Here is a 25,230-nt window from a genome sequence, read left to right as displayed (position 1 = left end):
ATACAGTGATTATAAGTTTCAAGTCTTGAAAGGGCTTGAGGCTTATTTTAAAGTGTAATAGCAAGTTCTTTAATTCTTAACTACATTTATTAGCCACTTATCATCCGCATCTTTTGCAACAATAAGTTTCACTTGAATATCTTTAAATATAATTTCCCCTTCTTTTCGGACTGTTGCCGCCATATTAACCGTATCTATATAACGAATATCTTTATAAGAAGCGATATATTTTAGCACCTCATTATTTGAAAGGGATTTCAGCTTTTCAACTGCAACGTCTGCATTGATACCTAACTTTATAAATCCCCTCACAAGAGTGGATTGATTAAAAAAGGTTAGCTCATCTCTATCAGCCTTTACTAGCATATTGGCAAACTGTGAACGCTTAATGGGTGTACTAGGTTTAAAGTTGCCATCCTGATAGCCAGATAAAATTCCAAGTGTTTCAAGTGTGGCAATTTGTTGTCCCCATGGATCCGTAAAGTAATTGCCGTTAAAGATATCCGATTTAACAGCTCCATTTTCTTTGTAACTGTGACGCTGAATTAATGGAATGTCATAGGCTTTTATAATGATTCCGGCAAATTGTCCGCGTGTTAAAGGTTGATTTATACCAAATGCCCAATCGGAAGAATTTCCGACAGTATAGCCACGCATTATCCCATTAAAGAACAGTCTATCAATATAAGGGTAAAATTGATCTGTCTTCGGCACGTCTATATAGTCGATTCCATAATACAAATCTGAGTATTCTACCTCTTTTAAGCGATTGTCCAATGCCTTTGTCAATATACTGGAAACCTGTCCACGTGTAATATTTTCATAAGGTCTAAAATTAGGCAAAGTTCCACTAATGGCCTTTTGATCCAATAAATATTGAACAGATGGGTAAAAGTTATCGGATTTCTTGACGTCTTTGTAATGTACGTTTGCTGCATTTACATCCATACTTACCGAAAACAGTAATCCTAGTGATATTCCAATAGTTGCAACAGTTCTTTTCATCTATTCAGCTCCTTTACCAATTTGGGGTAATTTCCCTTTAACATACCATTTTATTAACAGAATAATCAATAAATTGATAGAAAAGCTTTGTATTTCACTAATTAAAAAGTGCAGCCAAAGTACAATTTAATGTACACTGGCTGCACTTTTATTTGGAAATATCTTTTCTTCCTTTAAATTTTGAAACGACTAACAGCTGTCGCAAGGTCAGTGCTCAATTGATTTAATTCCTCTGAAGCCTGTGCGACCGATTGAATCGCATGTAACTGTTCGTCTGTCGATGCACTTACTTCTTCACAAGCAGCAGCTGCCGTTTGTGAATTCATCGACATTTCCTCGATTGTATCTAGCACACGGTCTTTGTATTTATTTACATTATCAATTTCTGAATGAACAGCAATAAATGAATGGTTTACACTGTCAATTAAATTTGATAGCTGTGCGAACAGCTCGCCTGTTGTATTAACAACCTCATTTGATTCATTAAAAGACCGCTTCATTTCATTCATACGGATTGTCACATCATGAGACTGGCTTTGAAGCTGATGAATTGTTTTTTTAACGGATTCTGTTGCCTCAGCCGATTGTTCAGCCAGTTTTCGTACCTCCTCTGCAACAACCGCAAATCCCTTGCCATGCTCACCAGCACGAGCAGCCTCAATGGAAGCATTAAGTGCAAGTAAATTTGTCTGGGACGAAATAGAGGAGATCGTATTCATTATAGAATCGATTGAACCAATTCTTGACTCTAACAACATAATTACCTTTGTCAGCTCTATTAATTCCTGATCATTTTCTGTAAAGCTTTCTAAAAGGTTATCCATCTTCTGACGCCCCACCTGATTCAGGGCTGTTGCTTCTTTTGTTGTTTGTTCTACTTGAGTGGATAGATTATTCATATTGTTGATTTTCTCGCTTAAACTTGTTGATTGCTCAGTTACAGTATCTGCCTGATCAGATGTACTCGCAGCACTAATTGCTATTTCATTTACAGCTTGTGCCACTTGTACGGAAGAGGCACTCGTTTGTTCAGCCATCGCACTTAAATGTTGTGAGCGATCATCTACTTGTTCGGAAGAAGTTTTTACAATACTAATAATATTTTTCATTTCACCAATCATTGAATTAAAGTGGTGAGCTAAACGTCCAATTTCATCTTTTGATTTTACATCAATATGAACAGTTAAATCTCCTTGAGATACTTTTCCCATTAATGTACCGAGAGTAAAGAGCGGTTGAACAATTTTTGAAATAAAGAAATATAGCACGATAAAGGTAATAGTTAATATTCCGATTGTAATTAAGAAAATAATCTTTTGAATATCAGTTGCTGTACTGTTGAGACTGGATTTATCATAAATCGTGGCTATGGTCCAATCTACATTATCGATACGCTCTGAAACGATAATGCTCTCCACATTATTTATTGATTCTTTAATAGTTGTAGAATCAGTTGTTTGCAGTAACTGCTTAGCGTACGGTTCCACCGATAAGTCCTCACCCGCGAGCTCGGGGTGGACAATTGCTAAGCCTGTACGGTCAAAAATGACAGGATATCCGTTATACCCAAGCTCCATTGCTGAAACCATTTCTGTTAAGTTTGTTAACAAAATATCTGCTGCAAGTACCCCGATTACTTGGTCATTTACTTTTATGGCTGTCACTCCTGTAATAGTAAAAGTACCAGTTGCCGCATCCAAATAGGGCTCTGTCCAGCTCACGACATCCGGATTCTCTAGGCCAAGCTGATACCAAGGGCGTGTTGTCGCATCAATATCTTCGAGACCATCAAAGTGAGGCTCATACATCAACCCTTCAACGTCAGCAGTATAAATTCCGGACACATTAGGATATGTAGCTAAAAATGTTTGAAAATCCTGACGAAGTGTTGTATCCGCTTCGTCAAAAAGCACACTATTATTCAAATAGTAGTTTTCAATTTCATCAGATTGTGCAATTATTTGAAGAGAGCTACCATAATTTTCTAAAACCGTCTGAACATTCGTTGATAACTGTTCCACAATGGTCTTGCTTTGATTCACAACGCTTTCTTCTGTTTTGTTCGAAATAATAATGGAACTAATGGTTGCCAATGATCCTAAGCCAATAATAATAATCATGATAACAATCCCTATTATTTTCCATTTTACTGATATTTTCATAGACTCATCCTTAAATTAGTAGTAAGTTTTTACTTTTCTAATAGTAATAATAAATAATGAATATTGCAAAATCATTTTGGTGAACAAGTTGTTATAGTATATAGATTAATAAATAAAGTAGTTAATGATAAATAGAATTAAGGCAGGTGTATAGTAATGGAATTTCAATTGGCATCAGTAGACGATATGGAATTGTTAATTGATTTGCGTAAGCGGTTATTGATCGAGGAAGGGCAACATATGTCTGCGAATATAGATGAACAATTAACAGCTTTTTTTGAGAATCAATTAAAATCAAGTCAATTTGTACAATGGTTAATACAAGAGGGAAATCATATTATTGCGACAGGAGCGATTCAATTTATTTCATTTCCACCCAGCTATTTTAACCCAACAGGTATTCGAGGATATATATTGAATATGTATACAAGGCCTGAAAGTAGAGGCCAAGGATTAGCGAAAAAGTTAATAGAACGATTAATAGATGAAGCACAGGCTAGAAATGTTCATCACCTATTTTTAATCTCTTCACCGATGGGAAAACCGCTATATAAGAAAATTGGATTTAAAGAAAATGATATTTATATGGAATATTTTATGGGATAAATTTTGATTAGAACAATTATTAATGGGGCAGGAGGGGCATGGCGATGACTTTAGAAACAGAAAGACTTTTATTAAAGCCTTATGAAAAAGAATTTGCAGATGATATTTACGAGGTCGTGAAGCGTAAGGAAATTGCAGATACAATGGTGATGATTCCGCATCCTTATCCCCGAGAAGTGGTGGATAGTTGGATTTCTTATTTACAGAAAAGTTTTGAACAAGGAAAAGCCTATGAATTTGCAGTATTTCTAAAAGAGAATGGCCGTTATATTGGAAATTGTGGGTTAGTTACGATTTCAAAAAATCACAGAAATGCTGAGGTAGGTTATTTTATTGATGTTTCGGAGTGGGGAAAGGGGTATGCAACAGAAGCATGCAAGAAAATAATAGAATATGGATTTCAGGAACATCAATTAAATAGAATTTATAGCGGCTGCATGGTTAGAAATACAGCTTCAAGAAAAGTAATGGAAAAGTCAGGAATGATATGGGAAGGGCGCCATAGACAAGAGTTTTTAAAAGATGGTGTATATGAAGATATGGATTATTTAGCTATTTTAGCGGAAGATTTTATTAAAAATAATTAGAGGCTAAGTCCTTTGAGGCATCATTATTAATACTTCTTATAAAACACTTGAAATGTTGTTATAGCAATATTTTAAGTGTTTTATTTTTTTGATGAGCCAATACTTCAAAAATGTATAGTAAATGTCCAAGTATAAGGGTAGTAATTTATATGAACGATAGCTTTTATAAAAAGGGAGGTTTTATTTTGAAACTGCTTGTCGGATTAAGCATAGTTATATTATTTCTTTTCGGATGTTCAGCAAAAGAAGACGAACAGGTTCAGCCTTTGCCTGCAAATGAGGACATACAGATTGATGGTCGATATGAAGCCATCGCAACTAACCTCACTGCACCATGGGCAATTAATAAGATTGGTGATAGTTTTTATATTACGGAGCGTACAGGAAATATTGTAAAGGTAGAGCAAGGTGAAGTAGTAAGACAGGAAGTAAGCTTGGAACAAACACTTTCAACTGCTTCAGAGGCAGGCTTATTGGGACTTGTATTAGCACCGGATTTCGAACAGTCAAATAAAGCATTTGCGTATTATACTTACGAAAAAGGACAAGAACAGTTTAACCGGGTTGTGTTACTCCAATTAGAAAACAATAGATGGCAAGAGAAGCAAGTGCTTGTTGATGAAATTCCAAGTGGCACCTATCATCACGGGGGCCGTTTGAAAATAGGTCCAGATAACATGCTTTATGCTACAGCAGGTGATGCCTCTGATCCCAAAATTGCGCAAGATACGGATTCGTTAGGTGGTAAAATACTGCGTATACAACTAGATGGCAGTATTCCAAAGGACAACCCATTCCCTGACTCATATGTATATAGCTATGGACACCGCAATCCACAAGGAATCACTTGGTCTCCAGAAGGAAAAATGTATGCGAGTGAGCACGGACAAAGTTCGAATGATGAAATTAATGAAATAGAAGCAGGGCAAAATTATGGCTGGCCTACTATCGAAGGGGATGAAGAACAAGAAGGATTAATGTCTCCTTTATTTACCTCAGGTGAGGGAACGACTTGGGCTCCTTCAGGTATGACTTTTTACAATGGAAAGCTATATGTTGCTGCACTGCGAGGGACGGCGATACTTGCTTTTAATTTAGATACAAAAGAAGTGGAAGAAATCGTTGATGATGTCGGTCGAATACGGGATGTTTGGATAGAAGAAGATAAACTTTACTTTATTACAAACAATACAGATGGTCGAGGAAATCCATCTAATAACGATGATCAGCTATACTCGTTAGACTTATAAAATAAAAAGGGGCTAGTAAAAGCAGATAACTTTTACTAGCCTATTTACGCGTCCTCTTTTATTCAGATTGCTCTTCCCAAAACAAATCGTCCAACGTTTTATTCAATGTTTTACAAATCGCTATACACACACTTAATGTCGGGTTGTATTTGCCCAGCTCAATAAGTCCGATCGTTTGTCGAGTTACCCCCACTTTTTTAGCCAATTCATCCTGCGATAAATCATGTTCAATACGAGCCATTTTTAAACGTACATTTTTCATCTGCATTCACCACGTATCTTCATCATCTTTTAACATCTTATCATTTATTTGTTTGCTTTTCTTCACAGCTGATTGATGGCCAATAAATAAAAATATCGCTAGAAACGGCGCGTAAATAAGCAATGATATTAAAAACACCATAAAGAAATATTCAATAGCCTGGGCATTACTATCTGCATAGTTAATACCGCTATTTAATCCCATTGCTAAAGCAATTAAAACACCAATAAGAATGCCGATAAAGACAGTTTTAGTACTAGATCGGAATTTACTGTTGGCATCATGGATTTCTACCTCTTCCGATAAAACCCCGGTATACATCGCGCGATAACTATAATAAATACCGCATACAAATAGGATAATAAGTTCAGTTGCTACATGTTCTACACCACGACCGTAAATAATCATTTTAGTAATTAATGAAATAAGACAAATAATGGATACGATGTAGTAAATTTCACGATAAATTTTGTTTTGTATATTTTGTACACGTTCATCAACAATTTTGCGTTTAAATAACCCCATAATTAACGCCTCCTTAGTTTGTTTGTTAATTTTATTATACATTATAAATTACAAAATGCAATTTATATATGTCATAAAGTAATGTATTTTTTGCTTTAAAAATTTATCAATAGGACTGTTTTTGTATTTTAATTAATGTTATGTTATTTTTATACATTTATTTCAAATGAGGAGGTTATATAAATGCTTGATACGATTAGAAGTGTTACAGATGGAGAGCAAATTATAAAAGTAATTCATGCAGCATTTAAACGTTATGAAGATGATCCGATGCCCTCGAGTGCTTTAATTGAAACGGCATCAACAATTAAAAAAGAGCTTGAAAGTAATGTACTAATATTAGGTACAGAGTTTCTAGGGCAGATTGTGGGGGTAGTAAAAGTGGTCTATCATAAAGATTATATCTATTTTTCAAGGTTATCGGTATTGCCTGAATACCAAGGAAGGGGAATTGCGAGTAAGCTTGTCAAACATATTGAAAAGCTGGCGGTTAATGAGGAAATTCCATATGTGCGCTGCAAAGTTCGGAAATCGGAAGAAGCTAATATACGGTTGTATAGGAAACTGGGGTTTCATATTTCAATAGAAGAAGTAATGACAAGCCCGTTAGGTTTTGTGATGGAGACTTTAACGATGGAAAAGAAGGTTATAGATTAAACCACTAACCTAAGTTTCTGTTAGTGGTCTTTTGGTATGATCTTTAAACATTTGTATGAAGAAGCGAAAACTTAGTGGTATCTTCAAATATGCCATGCACATGTTGAATATCCACGTTGCCTCCGGAAATGAGTGTGACAATATTTTTTCCTTGCATGTTGATTTTATTATATAGCGCGGCTGCAACTGTTATAGCACTTGAAGGTTCGATTAGTTGTTTCATGCGTTCAAGTACAAAGCTGAATGCCATGCGAATTTCCTCTTCACTAATGAGAACAAGGTCGTCTAAATACTTTGATAATACAGGGAATGTTAAATCGCCCGGCTGATTAGTACGGAGACCGTCTGCAATAGTATGTGTTTCGGGAATTGCCGTAATTTTATTGTTCTGTAATGATAGATAGGTGTCCTGTGCAAGTTCAGGTTCAACGCCGATAATTTGAATGGAAGGATTCGTCTCTTTTACTGCGGTTAAAATTCCTGAGATTAAGCCACCTCCGCCAATCGGTACAATAATAGCATCGATATTATGGAGTTGTTGTAAAATTTCCAGACCCACTGTTCCTTGCCCTGCCATTATTAGGGGATCATCATAAGGGGGAATATAGGTGCCGTTTTGATCGTCTGCAATTTGCTTTGCTCTTGGCAAACGCTCAGCAGAAGTTGTTCCGCACTTTTCAACTTGACCGTTATAACCTAAGATGGCATTAATTTTACACTGGCTCGCATTTTCAGGTACAACAATTGTGGAGGATATCCCGTATTTATTGGCAACGTAAGCCACTGCCTGACCATGATTTCCGGAAGAAGCAGCTGTTACATGCCGGGCGCCATTTTCAATAGCATGAATGACCATGTTGCTTGCCCCACGAATTTTAAAAGAACCAGTTTTTTGTAAATGCTCTGCCTTTAAAAATAACTGATTTCTACATAAATTTGATAAGTGCTCAGATTGAAGAATGGGTGTTTCAAAGACCACATTTTGAATACGCTGTCTCGCATCCTGAATATCTTTAAGTGTAATCATCATTTCCCTCCTTTTTTCAACCTCAAAAATTGGAAGGATCTATCCGGAAATAGAGATAGATAGATCCCAAGAATTACTTTAGTACGCCATGTAATGTCAGTGCTTGTAAAAATACCTCACTTATATGCAGCATAGACTGTTCATCAACATCAAATTTCGGATGGTGATGTGGGTAAATAGCATTAATGTCGTCATTACCGCCACCAACGAAGAAGAATGTACCGGGCTTTTCCTGCAAATAATACGTAAAATCTTCAGCCCCCATACGAGGCGGTACATCTATTACTTGAAGCTTTGGTAAATTAATTGAAACGGCTTTGCGTAAAGCAGCTGTTTCGGCAGGATGATTGTATACTGCATCATAACCACGTGTATAGTCAAAATCCAGCTTTGCGTCGTATTGAATTTCAATGGCCTTGCATAAATTATTTAACTTTTGCTCTACCATATCGCGCACTTCGGGATTGAATGTGCGTACAGTCCCTTTTAAGTAGGCCTTATCAGGTATGACATTGCCGACGGTTCCACTTTCAATTTTGCCTACAGTAATAACAGCGGATTCAATCGGATCAGTATTACGGCTTACAATCGGCTGTACACCGAAAACAAATTGAGCTGCTGCGACAATCGGATCAATTGTTTCATGCGGAGCAGCTCCGTGACCGCCTTTTCCTTGAATTGTCAGTTCAAAAAAGTCTGCAGCGGCCATCGCATATTCTTCACAAAACAGCACCTTACCGAGCTCGCTCCATGAAGCAACATGTGCACCATATACGTAATCGACCCCCTCCAAACAACCTGCCTCTACCATAGCCTTTGCACCGCCGGGAACTACTTCTTCAGCGAACTGGTGAATAAAAACGATATTTCCGTGTAGAATTTCACGTGCATCGGCAAGTGCTTTGGCTAAACCAAGAAGTGCAGCTGTATGAATATCGTGCCCACACGCATGACTTATCCCATCAATTTTAGATTTGTAAGACACATCCTTTTCATCTTGAATCGGAAGTGCGTCAAAATCTGCACGAAATGCAATAGTTGGTCCATCAAAGGCACCTTTTAACACCCCAACAACACCATTACCGCCAACGTTTTCTTTTACTTCAATTCCAAATGAAGCAAGTTTTTCAGCGATAAGTTTTGGTGTATTTATTTCTTTAAAAGAAAGCTCAGGATACATGTGTAAATGTCTTCTTATATCAATCATCTCACTAAAATTTGCCTGAAGTTTTTCCGAAATGCTCAACTCATCCACCCCTAAATTTTATTGATGTAAAGCTTTCCATTCTTCTCGTAAAATGCCCATACGAATTGAATCGTAATAATGTCCTTCATAATAACGGACTTTACGAATGCGCGCTTCCATTTGCATGCCAAGTTTTTCACCGACACGAATCATCCGTTCATTGCCTGACCAAGTGGTGAATCCAACCCGAACAAGTGGCATAGATTCAAATAAATGTTCAATCCATAATTTCATTGCGCGTGTTCCAATGCCTTTACCCCAAGAGCCAGCTTCGTGTAAAACAATGCCGATTTCAAGCCATTGTGACGGCTTATGCTCCCAGTAATACGTAATAATTCCACGTACGACACCAGCTACTTCAATAACCCAAAAGCTGTCATCACCAATCCAGTCACCATTATTTTGAATAAAGCTTTCGTAAGGGATAGCTTTATGCGGATAGTAGGGTGCATCCCACTTTTTCCACTCAGGTTGTTCCTCTTTATAAATAAGTTCCCATAAGCGTTTCATATCATTTTCATTAATAGGTCGAATTATTAATTCTTGATCTTTATACATTGTTTTCCTCTTTTCAATTGTCATTGTATTTGTAAAAGATTGAAAAGAGCATAGAGTCTACTTTTCAATCACCTTTGCCATGTTTTTCATCTGAATCATCCTTTCTATAATTAAGTTGATACTATTTTATCAGAAAATTAAGTGAAATATAAATAGAGTTTTACTAAAAAGGAAATTAAAGGGTGTATACTTTGTTTATTTTATAAAATCTTCCATTCTAATAGAAAATAATATGGATAGGCAAGAAGATAATCGTGATAGATTATAAAAATAGGAGTAAAAGGTAAAGATTAATGAAAATGAGCCGAATTTAATGATATGTACTATTAATAATGTTTATTTAGAACTATAATAACTCATTAAAGAGACGCTGGTAATATAATATAGTAATAGAAAATATTCACAAGTTAAATGTGAGGTGGAGGAATGGTTAAAATAGAAGAGACAAATGTCCTAGGTTCAATGCAACTTACAGTAGAAGAATTACAAAATATAAAATTGGCATTAGACGAAGCCTCCATTTTAGCTGTTACTGACCAACGCGGTGTAATTACAATGGTAAATGACCGATTTTGTGAAATATCTAAATATGAAAGAAATGAGCTAATTGGACAGGACCACCGACTGTTAAACTCAGCTTACCACCCGAAAACATTTTTTAAGGAAATGTGGCGTACAATTGGTTCAGGGCAAACGTGGCATGGGGAAATATGTAACTGTGCTAAAGATGGATCAATATATTGGGTGCAAACAACGATTGTCCCTTTTTTAAACTCTAAAGGAAAACCGTATCAATATATTTCTATACGTTCAGATATTACAGCTCGGAAGAAAATCGGCGAAATGATACATATCGCCCATCATGATGATTTGACAGGACTACAAAATCGCCGTCAATTAATAAATGACTTAAATAAACTGATAGAAGTAGAAAATCACCCGTTCACTCTTATGCTGTTTGATGTAAATCGCTTTAAAAATATTAATGATGGTTTAGGTCATCATATAGGTGATATTTTCTTGGTGGAAATAGCTCAACGCATGAAAACTTTAAATAGTGATGAAGTCACTTTTTACCGATTAAGTGGAGATGAGTTTGTTTGTATTTTAAAGGAACCCACATTACTGGAAAAAATTGTGGATGATCTCCAAATGCAATTTCAGCGGCAATTTGATTTAAATAATCATAAATTTTATGCATCAATTAGTATAGGCGCCGTGAATTTCCCCGATCATGGTCAGTCAGCGCAGGACATCCTAAAATATGCAGATATTGCGATGTATGAAGCGAAGAAAAGCAATAATAAAAGCTATGTAATGTATAAAAAGCAGCAACGTTTTTCGCATAATCAAATGCTGAAATTAGAAACGAGATTGCATGATGCAATTATTAACGAGGCATTTGAACTATATTACCAACCTAAAGTAAATTTGCAGACGAATAAAATTGATGGAATGGAAGCACTTATTCGCTGGTTTGATGATGAACTTGGCTTTGTTGCACCGGACCAATTTATACCCTTTGCCGAAGAGGTTGGTTTTATAACAGATATTAGTGAATGGGTCATTGCTAAAGCTGGACGCCAAGTTATGAAATGGAATGAACAATTTAACTTGAACATGCGAGTTGCTGTTAATATTTCACCAAGCCATTTGAAAGCAGAAAATTTTATTGAGCGATTGAAAACTATATTAAAAACCAATGAAATTTCCCCGAGTTCATTGGAAATAGAAATTACCGAAATGAGCTTTCTAGATCAAAATGTAGATTTACTAAGCACGATAATGCAATTGAAAGAAATGGGAATTACATTAGCGATTGATGATTTTGGTACAGGCTACTCGTCACTGAGCTATTTGAAAAGATTTCCGGTAGACCTGTTAAAAATTGATCGTTCGTTCATCCATGAAATGTATAAAAATGAAGCGGATGTTGCAATGGTAGCAGCTATAATTACATTAGCGCGGGCACTCGATTTAAAAATAGTTGCAGAAGGTGTGGAGGAATATAAAGACTTATTGCTACTACGTGATTTTAATTGTGAGTTTGTCCAAGGCTATTATTACAGCCGACCATTAACTATTGAAGATTTTTCAAAACGATTAAGTGAAAAGGGCATACAAGTATAACGATCCACGCATGTTGATGTATTGAGCATGCGTGGTATTTTGAGTTATGGAATTAACTTTATATTTGGGTTTATTTCGAGCAGTATTTTAACAAAGCCTTCTTTGTCTTTAGGGGAGACAAGAATGACCTCACTAAAAGTAGTATTATATGTAATTTCGATACGGTCTATTGACATTGCGGGTGCAGAAAGCGGATTTTTCGATGGGCGTAAGCTTCGTATTTGTTCAATATCAATACGTTTCTTATAAATACCGCCATATACAATTAGCTCTTCACCCTCGATAATATATTTTGTTCCAAAAAATAATGTTGCTAACAAAACGATTACAATTGTAGTAACTAGCATTAAAATTGCATTAGGTTCCGTTATTACTCCATAAATCATTGAAATAGGTACAGCGAGAAAAATAGCTGCCATCCACCAATCAACCTTTGATTTGAAAATCAATATAATTCCCCCCTTAAATAATGTATTAATTATATTGTAAATGGATGTAATTATACTAATCAATGAAACTTTAGGAAGCTGAAAATAAAAAGCCATGGATGTCTTTGCAAACTAATAGACAAACCATGGCGGTTATTTATTTAATACCATATTTACGGTCTAATGTAACAATACGTGCATCGGCATTAGGTCGGTTCATGATTAAGTCAGCTATAATTTTTGATCCGAGCATGCTATAAACCGTACCGTTGCCGCCAAAGCCAAGCAAATAATAATGATTTGGCTCTTCAGGATGTTGCCCAATGAATGGTAGGTGGTCCAATGATTCGCCGAACGATGCACAATATTTATATGGTGCATGAAAGGTTTCATTAGGTAATAACTCATGGAGTTTATCGAGTAGGCTATTTGCCATTGCATCAACCTTTGTTTCATGTTTGGCAGGTGATGCCTTCTTTTCATCCAATCCTCCTATTATAATGCGGTTGTCCACCGTTTTTCTCATGTATAAATATGGACGGGCTGTTTCCCAAATGAGTGCGTTTTCATACCAACCCTTGAAGCTCGGTTTTTGCTCAGTAACAATCGCATAGGAACGATTAATGTCTGCCCCTTCCATTGTTCCGTATGGAAGACGCTCATAACCGGTTGTATAGACAATGCGGGATGCTTTAAAGTCACCATTCATTGTCCGCAGTATAACCTCATTTCCTTCATTTTCAATAACATTGGCAAACGTATTTTCAAATAAATCCATTCCTTGATCTATTAGCTGTTCTGCTAAAGAGACAACAAGTTTATAAGGATTTACTTCTGCATCATTATTCGTGTACAATGCAGCGGGCGCTTTAAAAGGCAACCGCTTTTCTACGATAAGTTCGTTCCAGAACTCAGCAGGAAATCCGTGTTTAACCAACATTTCACACTCTTTTTCCAGTAGTTTTACATCGCCTTTTTTACTTGCAAAACAGATGCTTGGGCGACGTATAAAATCTGCCTGATCGAGTAATGAAGATGTTATTTCCTCTAATTGATCAACTGCTTCATAGCAAAGTTTATAAAAGCGTACGGCATCCTCTTCACCTATCAATTCGCTCAGTTCATACAACTGAATGTCATTTGAATATTGGAGAAGTCCTGTATTTGCGGCAGTACTGCCATAGCCGAGTTCGTTTCTTTCTAGCACGGCTACGGTTAATCCCTCATCCATTAATGCCTTTGCTGTTAATATTCCACTCATTCCGGCGCCAACTACGATGGCATCATAATGCGGCTTAATGGGTGGGTTTGAATGTTGTTTTTTAACGAATGTACTAGGCCAAAACAATAAACCGTTGTGCAATTCCATAAATAATCCCCCTTATAATCATCTAGAGAATAATTCCCGCTTGATATCATTTCTAATCTTTAAATTTTATAAAATTGGGTAAAAGAGGAAAGAGTTGAAATTAGGAGGAGGTATTGTAAATGGATCCTTACATTTTCGGATTTTTCGCATTAGCTTATATTTTTATCTTGATTTGGGGAATTGCGAAGCATAAAAAAACAGCCTCGGCTATTATATTTTTTGTTATTCTTGCCCTTATTTATGATAATGCAATATTAGCGGTAGGGCATTTATTTGGAGAAGGGGAGTTACTGGAAAATTTAAGCTATGGACGATTTTGGCTTCACGCAATCTTTACCCCAACTTTGATCATTTTTTCCTTACTTGTCATGAGAGAAGCGAACATTGAATTTGCATATAAAAAATGGGTTGCCTTTTCATTTGGTGCATTATGGATTGTGGCAATGATTGTCGAGTATTTTATGGAATTAAGCGGTCTTAAACTCGCACCAAAAGAGTCATATGGGGTGCTTAACTATAGTACAACCGAAGCCGCCTCAGGACCACCACCCATGATTTTAATTGTTCTTGTGGCGTTATTAATTGCTGCAGTTACGCTTGCCTGGAAAAGAAAGTGGTGGTGGATGCTTGTTGGAACCATCTTTATGACAATCGGCAGTGCGGTTCCTATTGATATTGGGAGCGATGCGATTACAAATGCCTTCGAATTATTTTTAATTGCAACATTGATGTGGACAGCTATCCATTTCTCTAATGATAGAGCTTATAAAAGGTTTTAAAAAAGTTGTGCTAAGTTTTTTACTTAGCACAATTATTTTTTGTACACTACCTTGCAATGAACAGTAGTGTTTGATACACTACTGTATATAAAACAATAGTGAGGTGTGAGGTGAAGTAGTGAATCCTCAATTTAAAAAAGGTGTATTGAATTTATGTGTACTCGCCTTGTTAGAGCAGAAAGATATGTACGGATATGAGCTTGTCCAGGCGATCTCAACACAAATAGAAATTTCAGAAGGCTCGGTCTATCCGTTGTTGCGCAGGCTCACAAAAGATGGACTTTTTACAACGTACTTAATGGAGTCTACAGAGGGGCCACCACGCAAGTATTATCAAATTACCGAACAAGGCATTGAACAACTAAACAGCTTACGTAATGAATGGGAAAGTTTTATTTCAGGTGTAAATACTTTAATTCAAGGGAGCAAATAAAATGAACGAACAACAATTTTTAATTTTACTTGATCACCATTTAGAAAAATTACAGCAGCAAGAGCGTGAGGATATTCGCCGAGACTTTGAGGAGTATTTCGAAAATGGCCGTGCCGAGGGAAAAACGACAGAGGAAATCATTCAATCGTTCGGAAATATAAAGGAGCTGGCCGAAGAACTTCTTGCCTCATATGATGAAGAGGATTTTACAGAGAATATGGCCATTATGAAAAATGATGAAACGATCCCATATCGCAATGTAGAGATAGAAGCTGACGGAGTGAACATATTAATTATTCCAACAGATGCTAGTGAGGCAATGATTGAAGCAAAGGATAAGGACAACTTAACAGAAGCATCGATGGAAATTAAAAATGACACACTTTTTATTTCCGTAAAGCGTCAAGAACAAGTTCGCCGTTTTTGGTTTATAACGATAGTAGGGTCAATCAATCCAATAGATACGGTTATTCATTTGCCGAAAAAACAATATGAGAAGCTAAAAATTAATAATGACAGTGGGCGTATTAAGGTATCCGAAACAGTCGCACAGCAATTTTATTTAAGATCAGATAACGGTCGTATTTTAACAGATCATATTCAAGGGAAGATGCTTGATGCTCACTCTGCTAATGGGCGTGTTGTACTTACAGAAACTAATATTAAAAATGTAAAAGCAAGTTCAAATAATGGTCGAATTATTGCAGAGAATGTAGTTGGTCAGCAACTACAATTAGAATCTGATAACGGGCGTGTAGAACTGAAAGATGTTGTAGGGCAAATTAAAGCACAATCAAGAAATGGAAGGATTGTAGCCCAATTAAAAACTGTGCAATCTCCATTAAATTTTGCATCCGATAACGGGCAAATTTTATTAAGCACAGAAGGAAAGCTAGAAAATGTTGAAATTGAAAGTTCGACTGCCTGGGGTTCTGTCTCTATTTATAATGAAAAAACGTCGCATTATACACATGGAACGAAAGAACATCGAATTCAATTGAAAACTAGTAATGGGAAAATTACAGTAGAGGATCGGTTAGTACTGTAATCATTGTCAAAATTAGAATTTCATCGTCATAATCCGTATAATAAAACTAATGATAGTTGAAATGGAGTCGTTAACGATGAAAACATATAGCTTTAAATTATTTGGTGGCTATAAGGTGATGCTGGATCAAAAGGATATAATAATTGACTATGCGGGGGAGAAGTTCCTTTTTATAAAAAAAGCAAAACCTCGCAAAAAGGCCATTCCTTATCAGGAGATTTTACGAGTAGATTATAAGGAAGCCGGCATGACATTCGGTTATGTACGTCTTATTACCGAGCACAACGCCCCCTATGTTAGCAGTTCTTATGTTGCTCAGCATGATGAAAATTCTTGGATGGTAGAAAAAGATGAAATCGGTAAATTAAACGAAGTGTTGGATTTACTGAAAAAACAATGTAAAAATATAGAGTTCGTTCATATGAAAGCTTAGCTAATATGCTAAGCTTTTTTGTTTGAAAACTAAATTAACATTGAACCGTTGATTTCCATTCCGGGACCGATGCTTTCCCCGGGCACGGCTCCAGCTAACTAAATTGTGCCTACAACGGCAGGCACAATTTAGTGGATCTTCCGCGCGTGCGTTTCCCGGTGGAGTCACGGTCCCTCCACTCCAATCAACTTATTAATTCCTTTAAATAGGAGAAATTTTTTAACAACTTGTCCCTGCTAAGCATCTAGTTGAAATTTATAATAAAAAGACAAAAGGCCTCTCGAGACATTTTGTCGACAATCGGAAGTACCCAATTTATTTTGGATACTTACTTATATATATATTAAATCGTTTGCATTTTTGACCACAGCTGCTTGTAATAGGAGTGGGAGTTAATCAGTTCTTCATGTGTGCCTGCGCCTGAAAGCTGACCTTCTTCAAATAGTAGTATTTGATCGGCATTCGTAATCGTTGAAAGACGGTGGGCAATAATAATCGTCGTCCGGTTTTTCATCAATGCCTGCAAAGCAAGCTGAACTTCCCGTTCTGATTCATTGTCTAAATTAGATGTTGCCTCATCTAATAATAGTATTTGGGGGTTACGTAAAATTGCCCGGGCTATCGCAATTCGTTGTTTTTGACCGCCGGATAATTTAATGCCGCCTTCACCAACCTCGGTATCCAAGCCCCGTTCCAATGCCATAACAAAATCATATGCATATGCAGCTCGTAACGCTTCCACAACCTGCGCCTCTGTTGCCTCATGTTGACCGTATAATACATTTTCACGAATTGATCCGTTCATCAGCGGGGCATCCTGGGTTACATAGCCGAAGAGCTTCCGCCATTCATATAAGTTGTATTGTTCTATGTTCGTTTGTCCATATAAAATTTCACCATCTGTCACTTCATAAAAACGTTCAATTAAGGAAAACATCGTCGTTTTCCCCCCGCCGCTAGTACTTACAAATGCGGTCGTTTTGCCAGCAGGAATTGTAAAGTTCATTCCTTTTAAAATAGGCTGCTCGGCATACTGAAATTTTACATTTTGAAAGGCGATTGCCTGTGCAGTAGTTGGGATAACAGAGCCAGGAATCTTTTCAGTCACCTGTGAAATGATGGATTGGATACGCTCTGTAGCACCGAGTGCTTTTTGTAATGCAGTAAAAAATGTAGCCATTTGTGTAAATGGAATAATAATTTGTACTAAATAAATCATTATCGCTACAAGTGCCCCTGAAGAAATTGCACCGGTAGAAACCTGAGTACCACCGTAACCGAACAAGAGAATTAGAACAACCATCATAATAAGTGTCATAATCGGGGACAAAATAGCTAAAATTTTAGCTTCCTTTAGACCGAATCGATAAAGCTGCTCAATACGGTTTTCTCCGCGCTCCTTTTCCAAACGCTCAGTTTGAGACGATTTCACGAGTCGAATATTCGATAATACCCGGCCTAGATGTCCGCTGAATGAAGCAAGTTCATCTTGATTGGCTTTTGCTATTTTATGCATTCTTTGTCCAAGCGGTATTGTGACAAAAATGGCAAGTGGCACAGCAATTAACATAAGTAATGTCATCTTCCAGTCAATCCACAATAAAATTGCTATCGCTCCAATAATAGAGAAAATACCTGAAACGAAGCTGACAAGATGACTTGTCACTAATTCTTTAACAACGCTTGTATCTTGTGTAATTCGGCTCATCGTTTCACCCGATTCATGGGCATCAAAATAAGGGGTTTTTAAATGTAAAATGTGCTGCCAAAGTGTATTGCGTAAATTGGCAACAATACGTTCTCCAAGCATGCGCATTAAGAAATAGGTAAGACCGCTTAGTATTGCTTGAATAACTAAAATGACCGCTACAGCGGTTACCGCTGTCCATGCAAATCCAGTGCTCGAAAAATCATTGATCATATTCATTGTAAATAGGGGTACGGCTAAAGAAGCGAGTGTTTCAATAATGCTTAAGGCAAAAACAACTATGACTAGCCTTTTTGGGAATTTACTTCTTTTTACGAGTGCCCATAATTGCTTAAGTTGAACGTTCATGTAATAACCTCCTCTAGTATTTTTAACCGCTCAACTTGTTCCATTAACCAATTTTCCTCTTCAGTAGTAAAAGGAATTGAAAATAACCAATTATCAACTTCAATTGTCTCATATTTCCCGAATTCCTGAACTAAACTTTGCGCTAAATCCTGCGGGATAATACTAAATAAACGTTCGATGATCTCTTTTAAGTCAGTATCTGCAGGAGGACAAATAAAGGCTTGCTTTAGTTCATGTACACTTTCAATATAGCGCCGATTAATTTCGATAAAGTTCATACCAAAATAACTATATATGCGGTCGATTAGTTGTTCAGGAATATATTGTCTTAAATAGTCCCTTTGAGCATCCTCTGTTAATAAACTATGAATGACGAGCAATAATGTCGTAGGATCAACCGCCGTATGTTCTTGGTGTATATGAATGGCAGTATCGATTGTTGAAATCATTTGTTCAAGTTGTTTTTTCTTTTTGAGTAACTGGTATTTTTGCTGTTCCAAAGATTCAAGTAAGGAATCGTTCTTTTCCAGAAGTTCCTTAATATCCTCTAAAGAATAATCAAGGTATTTAAAAGTTACAATCTTTTGAACTGTAATTATACTGTCGTCATTATAATAGCGCTGTCCGCCATCAGAAATATAGGCCGGTTTCAGTAAGCCTTTTTCACCGTAGTACCGTAATGTACGAATTGTAATGCCAGTTTTTTTAGAGAATACCCCAATTGAATACATTCATTTCCACCCCTTTATATGTAGTATAAAAGCTAACGTAACGTCACATGCAATAAAAAATATTTAAACAATATTCATATAAAAAAGTTATTACGTTATTGTCGAAAAGTGTTGCAATATGTTTCACGTGAAAACTTTTGACCTAAATTTAAATATATAAATAACCGAATATAATAAATATTTGTAAAAATTAAAAAACATTAACAGAAAACATAGATAAAAAATACAATAAATACTATTATATTTAGTAAGAAAGAGTTAGGTTGTTAAGTAGATTTTCTGCTTTTTTATACAAATTAGTTTCCAACAACGACGATAGCGAGGAGAGAGTGTTTATGTTTCGAAGGATTTTGTTTCAATTTGTAGTAATATGTATTTTTTTGTCGGCAGCAAACGGTGTAGGGTATGCTAATACATTTCCGGATGTTCAGCAGGGCACAAAATTAAGCGAAGAGCTTACTGTTTTAAGTGATTTTGGTGGAGTCACGATAGTGCCAAATGAACCTTTTCGGGTAAATGACGCAATAACAAGATATGAAGCGGCAGAACTTATCGTTCGAACAATGCAAATTGATTCTGAAGCTATAGCAATACCTACATATGAAGATATTTCAGTAGATGACCCTCGCATGCCAATTATCGCAGCGATTACAGAGCTGCGTATTATGACAGGGTTTGAAGGTAAATTTAATCCCGATACAAAACTCACGCGTGCCCAGGCAGTGAAAATCCTTGCGCATGCTTTTAGCTTATCAGGGCAAGCAAAGGTGACTTATACAGATATTCCTAAAAATCATAGTGGGGCAAATGCCATTCAAGCTTTTGTAGCAAACCAAATTCTATTTCCTGCAAAAAACGAAAAGTTTAATCCAAACGCAATGATGACACGCGGGAATTTTGCTTCTTATGTTGCAAGAATTATCGAACCATCACTACGACCTACTGAACCAGAACAACCAGTTTTTGAAAGTTGTGTTAAAGAAACGAATAAAAAAAGATATGTAGTCGATGTTGCAGTAACAAATTTATGGAATAAACCAAATCAAGCGCGTGCTGTTGATTATCCTTCAACGAAAAATCCAGTAGAAATGCAAAAGTGGGTTTCATCGTTAAGCTTATCTCAGAAAAAGTGGCTAGTTGGACGTACAGATACGCAAGCATTGTACGGGGATGAGGTTACGCTGCTTGATACAAAAGGAAAATGGCAACGAGTGGCGGCAAAAGATCAATATGTACCGTATTTAAAAGCGGGTTACCCAGGCTGGGTACCACAAAGCCATATCGCAACGACGAATAAAAATTACGATGACTGTGCCATTGCAATCATAACTTCACAAAAAGCACACTTGTTTGAGGAAGATGCAAAAACAAAATTTCTTCAAATTAGTTATGCGACGATTTTACCTGTAATCGATGAAGATAAAAAGTATTATTACGTCGAGACACCAAGTGATGGCGTTAAGCTATTAAAGAAGGGGGACGCAAAATCGTATACAGCATATAGCAAAGTGCCAAAACCAACAGCACAAACGATTATTAAAGAAGCGAAGCGTTATTTAGATCTACCGTATTTATGGGCAGGAACATCTTCATGGGGATATGATTGTTCAGGAATTTTATATGCGGTATTTAAAGCGCACGGCATTATGATACCCCGAGATTCATTTTACCAAGCGACAGGCGGGAAAGCAGTTGCAAAGAAAGACTTAAAGCCTGGAGACCTTGTATTTTTTGCTTATAATGGCGGCAAAGGGAAAGTATATCATGTCGGTCTGTATGTGGGGGAAGGTAAAATGCTGCATGCCCCACATTATGCGTCAAAAGTGAAAATTGAATCGATGAATAATGGCGCCTATAAAAAGAATTACTCAGGAGCAAGACGTTATTTATAAAAAATGAGGTGTGTTGAAAGAGGGAAAGCTTTTAACACACTTTCGTATTTTTTCAGATGTATTAATAATTGCCAAATGGGTATATGTATTAAAATAGAGGAATAGAAGGAGGTATATTAATGAATAGTTGGCTTTTGGCTTCAATTATAATATTAGGAATAGCTGTTGTTGTTTTAGTTGGATGTATAGTTGCTGTTCTAGGACCAATAAAAAAAATCGTCACTTTATTATTGGCACGTGTTGAAGGTATCCAAAAACAGATGAGCTATATTCAAACTGAAATAATAAAGTTAACGGAAACAATGGATCGTTTAAAAACCGATATTGAATTTAAAAAGGACTCTGTTCAATCTGTTATTCATTCAGTAAAAAATACCGGGACTATATTAAACGAGGTGAGTGATGTCTCCTATGACAGGACTTCGGCTGTTATGAAAAAGGCAAATAATGAACCACAACGACAAGCGGAAGTTAAAGCGTGGACAAATACAGTGATGAGTTATATAAACCGCAAAGCACAATGAGTAAAAGTATAAGGCTGTGTTAAAAGTCAGGTTGACTTTTAGCACAGTTTTTTTGGGTTTTAAAACAGCGTGCGCATAAAAAGATGTGCTATGTAAATTTATAATTGCTTTTGAAAGCGTTTTTATTGTGTGCTATAACAGATGATGCTAGCTAATGATCTATTCTTCTAAATTAAATTTAAAACCGATAAAAGTGAGGTGTCACAAAGTGTTCAAAGAAAGCGTTTTATTTTTGAACACATTGTGAAAAGGGGTATTTTCCACTTTTAATTTTATAAAAAGAGAGTACAATGTGAAGTAAGAAAGTTGTTATATAACAAGTCGCAAAAGTCATTGGGGAATAGGCTTTTTAAAATAATAGGTTTTAAAAAAAGGAGAAATGAAACATGTGGGTAGTAACAGTATTTAACGGCATAAATGATATACGTATGTTCGAGTATAAGACGAAAAACGAAGCAGCAACAAAGTTAGCGAAATATACAAATGCAGTTTTATCTTACACAAAATAAAACAATTTAAAGGAGCTGGAATTTATGTGGGTAGTAACTATTTTTAATAATCCAAACGATATTAGAATGTTTGAATATACAACGAAAAAAGAAGCATCGGCAATTTTAGCTCGATACAAAAATGCCGTATTATCTTTTACAAACTAATATTAGAAAAGTCTATGCTGTAAGTGAAAGCTTATTGCATAGACTTTTTTACTTTTTATGAAGAATACCATAGTACGTGATGCATCCTCTTTCTCATTTATTAGGATGAAATGAAGTGTTAAACGAGAATTGCCAGAATTAAAATGATTTGATTCTATTAAAGGAGATAATGCTCATAATTTTTTGAGGGACAATTATTTCTTTATAATTTCTGTATACAAGAATAACGTATATATGAGAATTTACTTTTATTCAAATACAATTTATTGTCTATTTGAATTATACTGATATTGATATCTGCCAAGGGATTGCTCATTTTACAAGAAAATCTCGCAATTTATGTAGCTACTAGTTGACGAAATATTATTAATGTAAGATAATTTTAGATGGTAATAATAATTATTTTATAATAATTATTCAACGATATTTATATAGGAGGAATTTTATCATGGCATTAATCGGTAAAGAAATAGCACCATTCGCTGCAAAAGCATTCCAAAAAGGCGAATTCATCGACGTATCTTCAGAAAACTTCAAAGGACAATGGTCAGTAGTATGCTTCTACCCAGCAGACTTCACATTCGTTTGCCCAACTGAGTTAGAAGACCTACAAAACGAATATGCTACTTTAAAATCTTTAGGAGTAGAAGTTTACTCAGTATCAACTGACACACACTTCACTCACAAAGCATGGCATGATACTTCGGATGCTATCGGTAAGATCGAATACATCATGATTGGTGACCCATCACATACAATCTCTAAAGCATTTGACGTATTAAACGAAGAAGATGGTTTAGCAGAGCGCGGAACATTCATCATCGATCCAGATGGTATTGTACAAGCAGTAGAAATCAATGCTGGCGGTATCGGTCGTGACGCATCGATTTTAGTTAACAAAATTAAAGCAGCTCAATACGTACGTAACAATCCAGGTGAAGTTTGCCCAGCTAAATGGGAAGAAGGCGGAGATACGCTAACACCAAGCTTGGATCTAGTAGGTAAAATCTAATCTAACTTTTAAGTTATAAATAACAATAAAAAGGCGGCAAAAAACAACCATTATGGCTTGATTTTTGTCGCTCTGTTTTTAACGTGGAAAAGAAAGACAAGCTCTCTATCTTTTAATTTAATATGAAAGAAGGTGAAAGGCTTGCTGTATTAGAGGGAGAATGGTCGATTATTTTTCGGGGGGAACAATCATCGGCATTCATACAGCAGCCAGTGCAATGTTAGATAATCAAATTAAAGTGCAATTACAGCAGTATTTAACGATGCTTGAAGGAGATTTATTAATTAAAGCGAGTATTGGTGATGACAAAACATCACAAGATATGCTCAATTTAGTAGAGGAACTTGAAAAAATGTCGCCTCGTATTACGGTGCAACATGCATTGTTGGAACGTACACCAAGCTTTAGCATTAATAAGGTAGGTGCAGAGGAATCAGGCGTTGTGTTTGCAGGGTTACCGCTTGGTCATGAATTTACATCATTAGTTTTAGCGCTTTTACAAGTTTCAGGTCGTGCGCCAAAAGTAGATGCCGCGGTTATAAAACGTATTCAATCAATTAAACAGCCATTGAAATTTGAAACGTATGTAAGTTTAACTTGTCACAACTGTCCGGATGTTGTACAAGCATTAAATATTATGTCAGTGTTAAATCCGAACATTTCCAACGTGATGATTGAAGGTGGTACTTTCCAGAACGAGATTAAAGATCGTGACATTATGGCAGTACCTACAGTTTATTTGAACGGTGAAAATTTCGGCGGCGGTCGTATGGAATTGGAAGATATTTTAACAAAGCTTGGGGAAGTATCGGATGGTTCGGAGTTTGCGGATAAAGAACCTTTTGATGTATTAGTTGTAGGCGGTGGTCCGGCGGGTTCTGCAGCGGCAATTTATTCGGCGCGTAAAGGGATTCGTACAGGTATTGTTGCTGAGCGCTTCGGTGGTCAAGTAAATGATACGCTATCAATCGAAAACATTATCGGAACAAAGGCAACGGAAGGTCCTGCATTTGTATCAAGCTTAGAGGCACATGTATTAGACTACGAAATCGATGTCATGAAATCCCAGCGCGCTAAAAAGATCGAGAAAAAAGATCTTATTGAAGTTACATTGGAAAATGGTGCTGTCTTAAAAGGGAAAACGGTTATTCTTTCAACAGGCGCACGATATCGTCAATTGGAAGTGCCGGGTGAAGAGAAGTTTAAAAATAAAGGCGTTGCTTATTGTCCGCATTGCGACGGTCCAATCTTCAAAGGGAAAGATGTAGCGGTTATCGGTGGAGGTAACTCAGGTGTTGAAGCTGCAATTGATTTAGCAGGTGTAGTAAATCACGTAACTCTAATTCAACGAAGTGAAGAATTGAAGGCTGATAAAGTACTCCAGGAACGTGTTCGTAGCCTGAAAAACGTAACAATCATTACGAATGCTTTAACAACAGAAATTACAGGTACTGATAAAGTAAATGGCTTAACATATAAGGATCGAAAAACAGGTGAAGAAAAACAAATTGTATTGCAAGGCGTATTTATTCAAATTGGCTTATTGCCAAATACAGAGTTCCTTCAAGGGGCAGTAGAAATGAATGCGCATGGAGAGATTATTGTCGATAAGCACGGTGCGACAAACGTCTCTGGCATCTTTGCCGCAGGTGATTGTACAGACACGGCGTATAAACAAATCGTCATCTCAATGGGTTCAGGTGCAACGGCAGCTTTAGGAGCATTTGATTATATGATTCGTAATGTTGATTCCCGTGACTATATAGAGGCATAAAAAATAGATCCGTTGTGCGAAAAACTCGTGCAACGGATTTTTCTTTTGGAATCATGGTGGACAATTGACTTGAGAGAAAA

General features: G+C 36.4%; 26 protein-coding genes. 15 read left to right on the top strand and 11 right to left on the bottom strand.

The annotated features are described in order from the left end of the window. Positions 1-69 precede the first annotated feature (69 nt). On the bottom strand, positions 70-1,005 hold the full coding sequence (locus tag MHH95_RS03380) for an S-layer homology domain-containing protein (RefSeq protein ID WP_340726459.1): 936 nt from the start codon (positions 1,003-1,005) through the stop codon (positions 70-72). 173 nt (positions 1,006-1,178) lie between these two features. Further along, a complete protein-coding gene (locus MHH95_RS03375) occupies positions 1,179-3,167 on the bottom strand; it encodes a methyl-accepting chemotaxis protein (protein WP_340726458.1) in 1,989 nt (662 codons plus the stop codon). A 156-nt stretch (positions 3,168-3,323) separates the two neighbouring features. Here MHH95_RS03375 and MHH95_RS03370 point away from each other — a divergent pair, with 156 nt between their 5' ends. The 3 genes from MHH95_RS03370 (at position 3,324) to MHH95_RS03360 (ending at position 5,610) form a co-directional block, all read left to right on the top strand. Beyond that, complete coding sequence (locus tag MHH95_RS03370; RefSeq protein ID WP_340726457.1) at positions 3,324-3,773, top strand: GNAT family N-acetyltransferase; 450 nt, start codon at positions 3,324-3,326, stop codon at positions 3,771-3,773. Between the two features lie 44 nt (positions 3,774-3,817). Continuing rightward, the gene (locus tag MHH95_RS03365; protein ID WP_340726456.1) at positions 3,818-4,360 is read left to right on the top strand and encodes a GNAT family N-acetyltransferase; all 543 of its coding nucleotides are present in this window, start codon (positions 3,818-3,820) and stop codon (positions 4,358-4,360) included. Between the two features lie 185 nt (positions 4,361-4,545). Next, positions 4,546-5,610, top strand: coding sequence for a PQQ-dependent sugar dehydrogenase (locus MHH95_RS03360; protein WP_340726455.1), 1,065 nt, complete (start codon positions 4,546-4,548; stop codon positions 5,608-5,610). A gap of 58 nt (positions 5,611-5,668) precedes the next feature. Here the strand turns inward: MHH95_RS03360 and MHH95_RS03355 are convergent, their stop codons facing one another. Both MHH95_RS03355 and MHH95_RS03350 read right to left on the bottom strand, forming a co-directional pair. Then, positions 5,669-5,872, bottom strand: coding sequence for a helix-turn-helix transcriptional regulator (locus MHH95_RS03355; protein WP_191701444.1), 204 nt, complete (start codon positions 5,870-5,872; stop codon positions 5,669-5,671). Between the two features lie 6 nt (positions 5,873-5,878). After that, the gene (locus tag MHH95_RS03350; RefSeq protein WP_340726454.1) at positions 5,879-6,397 is read right to left on the bottom strand and encodes a DUF6773 family protein; all 519 of its coding nucleotides are present in this window, start codon (positions 6,395-6,397) and stop codon (positions 5,879-5,881) included. Positions 6,398-6,580: 183 nt separating this feature from the next. Between MHH95_RS03350 and MHH95_RS03345 the strand changes: the two genes are divergently transcribed. Beyond that, positions 6,581-7,054, top strand: coding sequence for a GNAT family N-acetyltransferase (locus MHH95_RS03345; RefSeq protein WP_340726453.1), 474 nt, complete (start codon positions 6,581-6,583; stop codon positions 7,052-7,054). 43 nt (positions 7,055-7,097) lie between these two features. Here MHH95_RS03345 and MHH95_RS03340 read toward each other — a convergent pair whose 3' ends face one another. The 3 genes from MHH95_RS03340 to MHH95_RS03330 form a co-directional block, all read right to left on the bottom strand. Continuing rightward, entirely contained in the window at positions 7,098-8,081 is a 984-nt protein-coding gene (locus tag MHH95_RS03340; protein WP_340726452.1) for a threonine ammonia-lyase, read from the bottom strand. A 73-nt stretch (positions 8,082-8,154) separates the two neighbouring features. Beyond that, positions 8,155-9,336 carry a M20 metallopeptidase family protein gene (locus tag MHH95_RS03335; RefSeq protein WP_340726451.1) on the bottom strand — a complete coding sequence of 394 codons (1,182 nt, stop codon included), beginning with the start codon at positions 9,334-9,336 and terminating at the stop codon, positions 8,155-8,157. A 9-nt stretch (positions 9,337-9,345) separates the two neighbouring features. Beyond that, positions 9,346-9,885, bottom strand: a complete 540-nt coding sequence (locus MHH95_RS03330; RefSeq protein ID WP_340726450.1) for a GNAT family N-acetyltransferase — start codon at positions 9,883-9,885, stop codon at positions 9,346-9,348. Between the two features lie 426 nt (positions 9,886-10,311). Between MHH95_RS03330 and MHH95_RS03325 the strand changes: the two genes are divergently transcribed. After that, entirely contained in the window at positions 10,312-12,015 is a 1,704-nt protein-coding gene (locus MHH95_RS03325) for a putative bifunctional diguanylate cyclase/phosphodiesterase (RefSeq protein WP_340726449.1), read from the top strand. 44 nt (positions 12,016-12,059) lie between these two features. On the opposite strand, the gene MHH95_RS03320 is transcribed toward MHH95_RS03325, so the two are convergent. Both MHH95_RS03320 and MHH95_RS03315 read right to left on the bottom strand, forming a co-directional pair. Next, on the bottom strand, positions 12,060-12,464 hold the full coding sequence (locus MHH95_RS03320) for a PH domain-containing protein (protein ID WP_340726448.1): 405 nt from the start codon (positions 12,462-12,464) through the stop codon (positions 12,060-12,062). A 136-nt stretch (positions 12,465-12,600) separates the two neighbouring features. Continuing rightward, positions 12,601-13,812 carry an NAD(P)/FAD-dependent oxidoreductase gene (locus tag MHH95_RS03315; RefSeq protein ID WP_340726447.1) on the bottom strand — a complete coding sequence of 404 codons (1,212 nt, stop codon included), beginning with the start codon at positions 13,810-13,812 and terminating at the stop codon, positions 12,601-12,603. Between the two features lie 119 nt (positions 13,813-13,931). On the opposite strand from MHH95_RS03315, the gene MHH95_RS03310 reads away from it, so the two are divergent. The 4 genes from MHH95_RS03310 to MHH95_RS03295 all read left to right on the top strand — a co-directional run bounded on the left by MHH95_RS03310 (position 13,932) and on the right by MHH95_RS03295 (position 16,505). Further along, on the top strand, positions 13,932-14,591 hold the full coding sequence (locus MHH95_RS03310) for a phospholipid phosphatase (RefSeq protein WP_340726446.1): 660 nt from the start codon (positions 13,932-13,934) through the stop codon (positions 14,589-14,591). Between the two features lie 118 nt (positions 14,592-14,709). Then, complete coding sequence (locus tag MHH95_RS03305; RefSeq protein WP_191701435.1) at positions 14,710-15,024, top strand: PadR family transcriptional regulator; 315 nt, start codon at positions 14,710-14,712, stop codon at positions 15,022-15,024. Position 15,025: 1 nt separating this feature from the next. Further along, positions 15,026-16,072: a DUF4097 family beta strand repeat-containing protein gene (locus MHH95_RS03300; RefSeq protein ID WP_340726445.1), complete on the top strand. Its 1,047-nt coding sequence runs from the start codon at positions 15,026-15,028 to the stop codon at positions 16,070-16,072. Between the two features lie 76 nt (positions 16,073-16,148). After that, positions 16,149-16,505 carry a hypothetical protein gene (locus tag MHH95_RS03295; RefSeq protein ID WP_340726444.1) on the top strand — a complete coding sequence of 119 codons (357 nt, stop codon included), beginning with the start codon at positions 16,149-16,151 and terminating at the stop codon, positions 16,503-16,505. A gap of 343 nt (positions 16,506-16,848) precedes the next feature. Here the strand turns inward: MHH95_RS03295 and MHH95_RS03290 are convergent, their stop codons facing one another. Then, the gene (locus tag MHH95_RS03290) at positions 16,849-18,561 is read right to left on the bottom strand and encodes an ABC transporter ATP-binding protein (RefSeq protein WP_340726443.1); all 1,713 of its coding nucleotides are present in this window, start codon (positions 18,559-18,561) and stop codon (positions 16,849-16,851) included. After that, the gene (locus MHH95_RS03285; protein ID WP_340726442.1) at positions 18,558-19,292 is read right to left on the bottom strand and encodes a MerR family transcriptional regulator; all 735 of its coding nucleotides are present in this window, start codon (positions 19,290-19,292) and stop codon (positions 18,558-18,560) included. Before MHH95_RS03285 ends, MHH95_RS03290 begins: the two co-directional genes overlap by 4 nt. A 335-nt stretch (positions 19,293-19,627) precedes the next feature. On the opposite strand from MHH95_RS03285, the gene MHH95_RS03280 reads away from it, so the two are divergent. The 6 genes from MHH95_RS03280 (at position 19,628) to ahpF (ending at position 25,150) form a co-directional block, all read left to right on the top strand. Next, on the top strand, positions 19,628-21,184 hold the full coding sequence (locus MHH95_RS03280) for an NlpC/P60 family protein (protein ID WP_340726441.1): 1,557 nt from the start codon (positions 19,628-19,630) through the stop codon (positions 21,182-21,184). 119 nt (positions 21,185-21,303) lie between these two features. Further along, positions 21,304-21,708 (top strand): DUF948 domain-containing protein, encoded by a 405-nt coding sequence (locus MHH95_RS03275; protein WP_340726440.1) that lies wholly within the window; start codon positions 21,304-21,306, stop codon positions 21,706-21,708. A 386-nt stretch (positions 21,709-22,094) separates the two neighbouring features. Further along, positions 22,095-22,217 (top strand): hypothetical protein, encoded by a 123-nt coding sequence (locus MHH95_RS03270; RefSeq protein ID WP_340726439.1) that lies wholly within the window; start codon positions 22,095-22,097, stop codon positions 22,215-22,217. A gap of 24 nt (positions 22,218-22,241) precedes the next feature. Then, entirely contained in the window at positions 22,242-22,364 is a 123-nt protein-coding gene (locus MHH95_RS03265; protein WP_340726438.1) for a hypothetical protein, read from the top strand. 448 nt (positions 22,365-22,812) lie between these two features. After that, the gene (ahpC, locus tag MHH95_RS03260; RefSeq protein WP_191701428.1) at positions 22,813-23,376 is read left to right on the top strand and encodes an alkyl hydroperoxide reductase subunit C; all 564 of its coding nucleotides are present in this window, start codon (positions 22,813-22,815) and stop codon (positions 23,374-23,376) included. A gap of 217 nt (positions 23,377-23,593) precedes the next feature. Beyond that, positions 23,594-25,150, top strand: coding sequence for an alkyl hydroperoxide reductase subunit F (gene ahpF, locus MHH95_RS03255; protein WP_340727296.1), 1,557 nt, complete (start codon positions 23,594-23,596; stop codon positions 25,148-25,150). The last annotated feature ends 80 nt before the right edge of the window (positions 25,151-25,230 follow it).

Source organism: Solibacillus sp. FSL K6-4121 (assembly GCF_038002585.1).
Lineage (GTDB): Bacteria > Bacillota > Bacilli > Bacillales_A > Planococcaceae > Solibacillus > Solibacillus faecavium.
The sequence above is the reverse complement of the archived record's forward strand: the minus strand, read 5'-3'. Positions and strand labels throughout refer to the sequence as shown.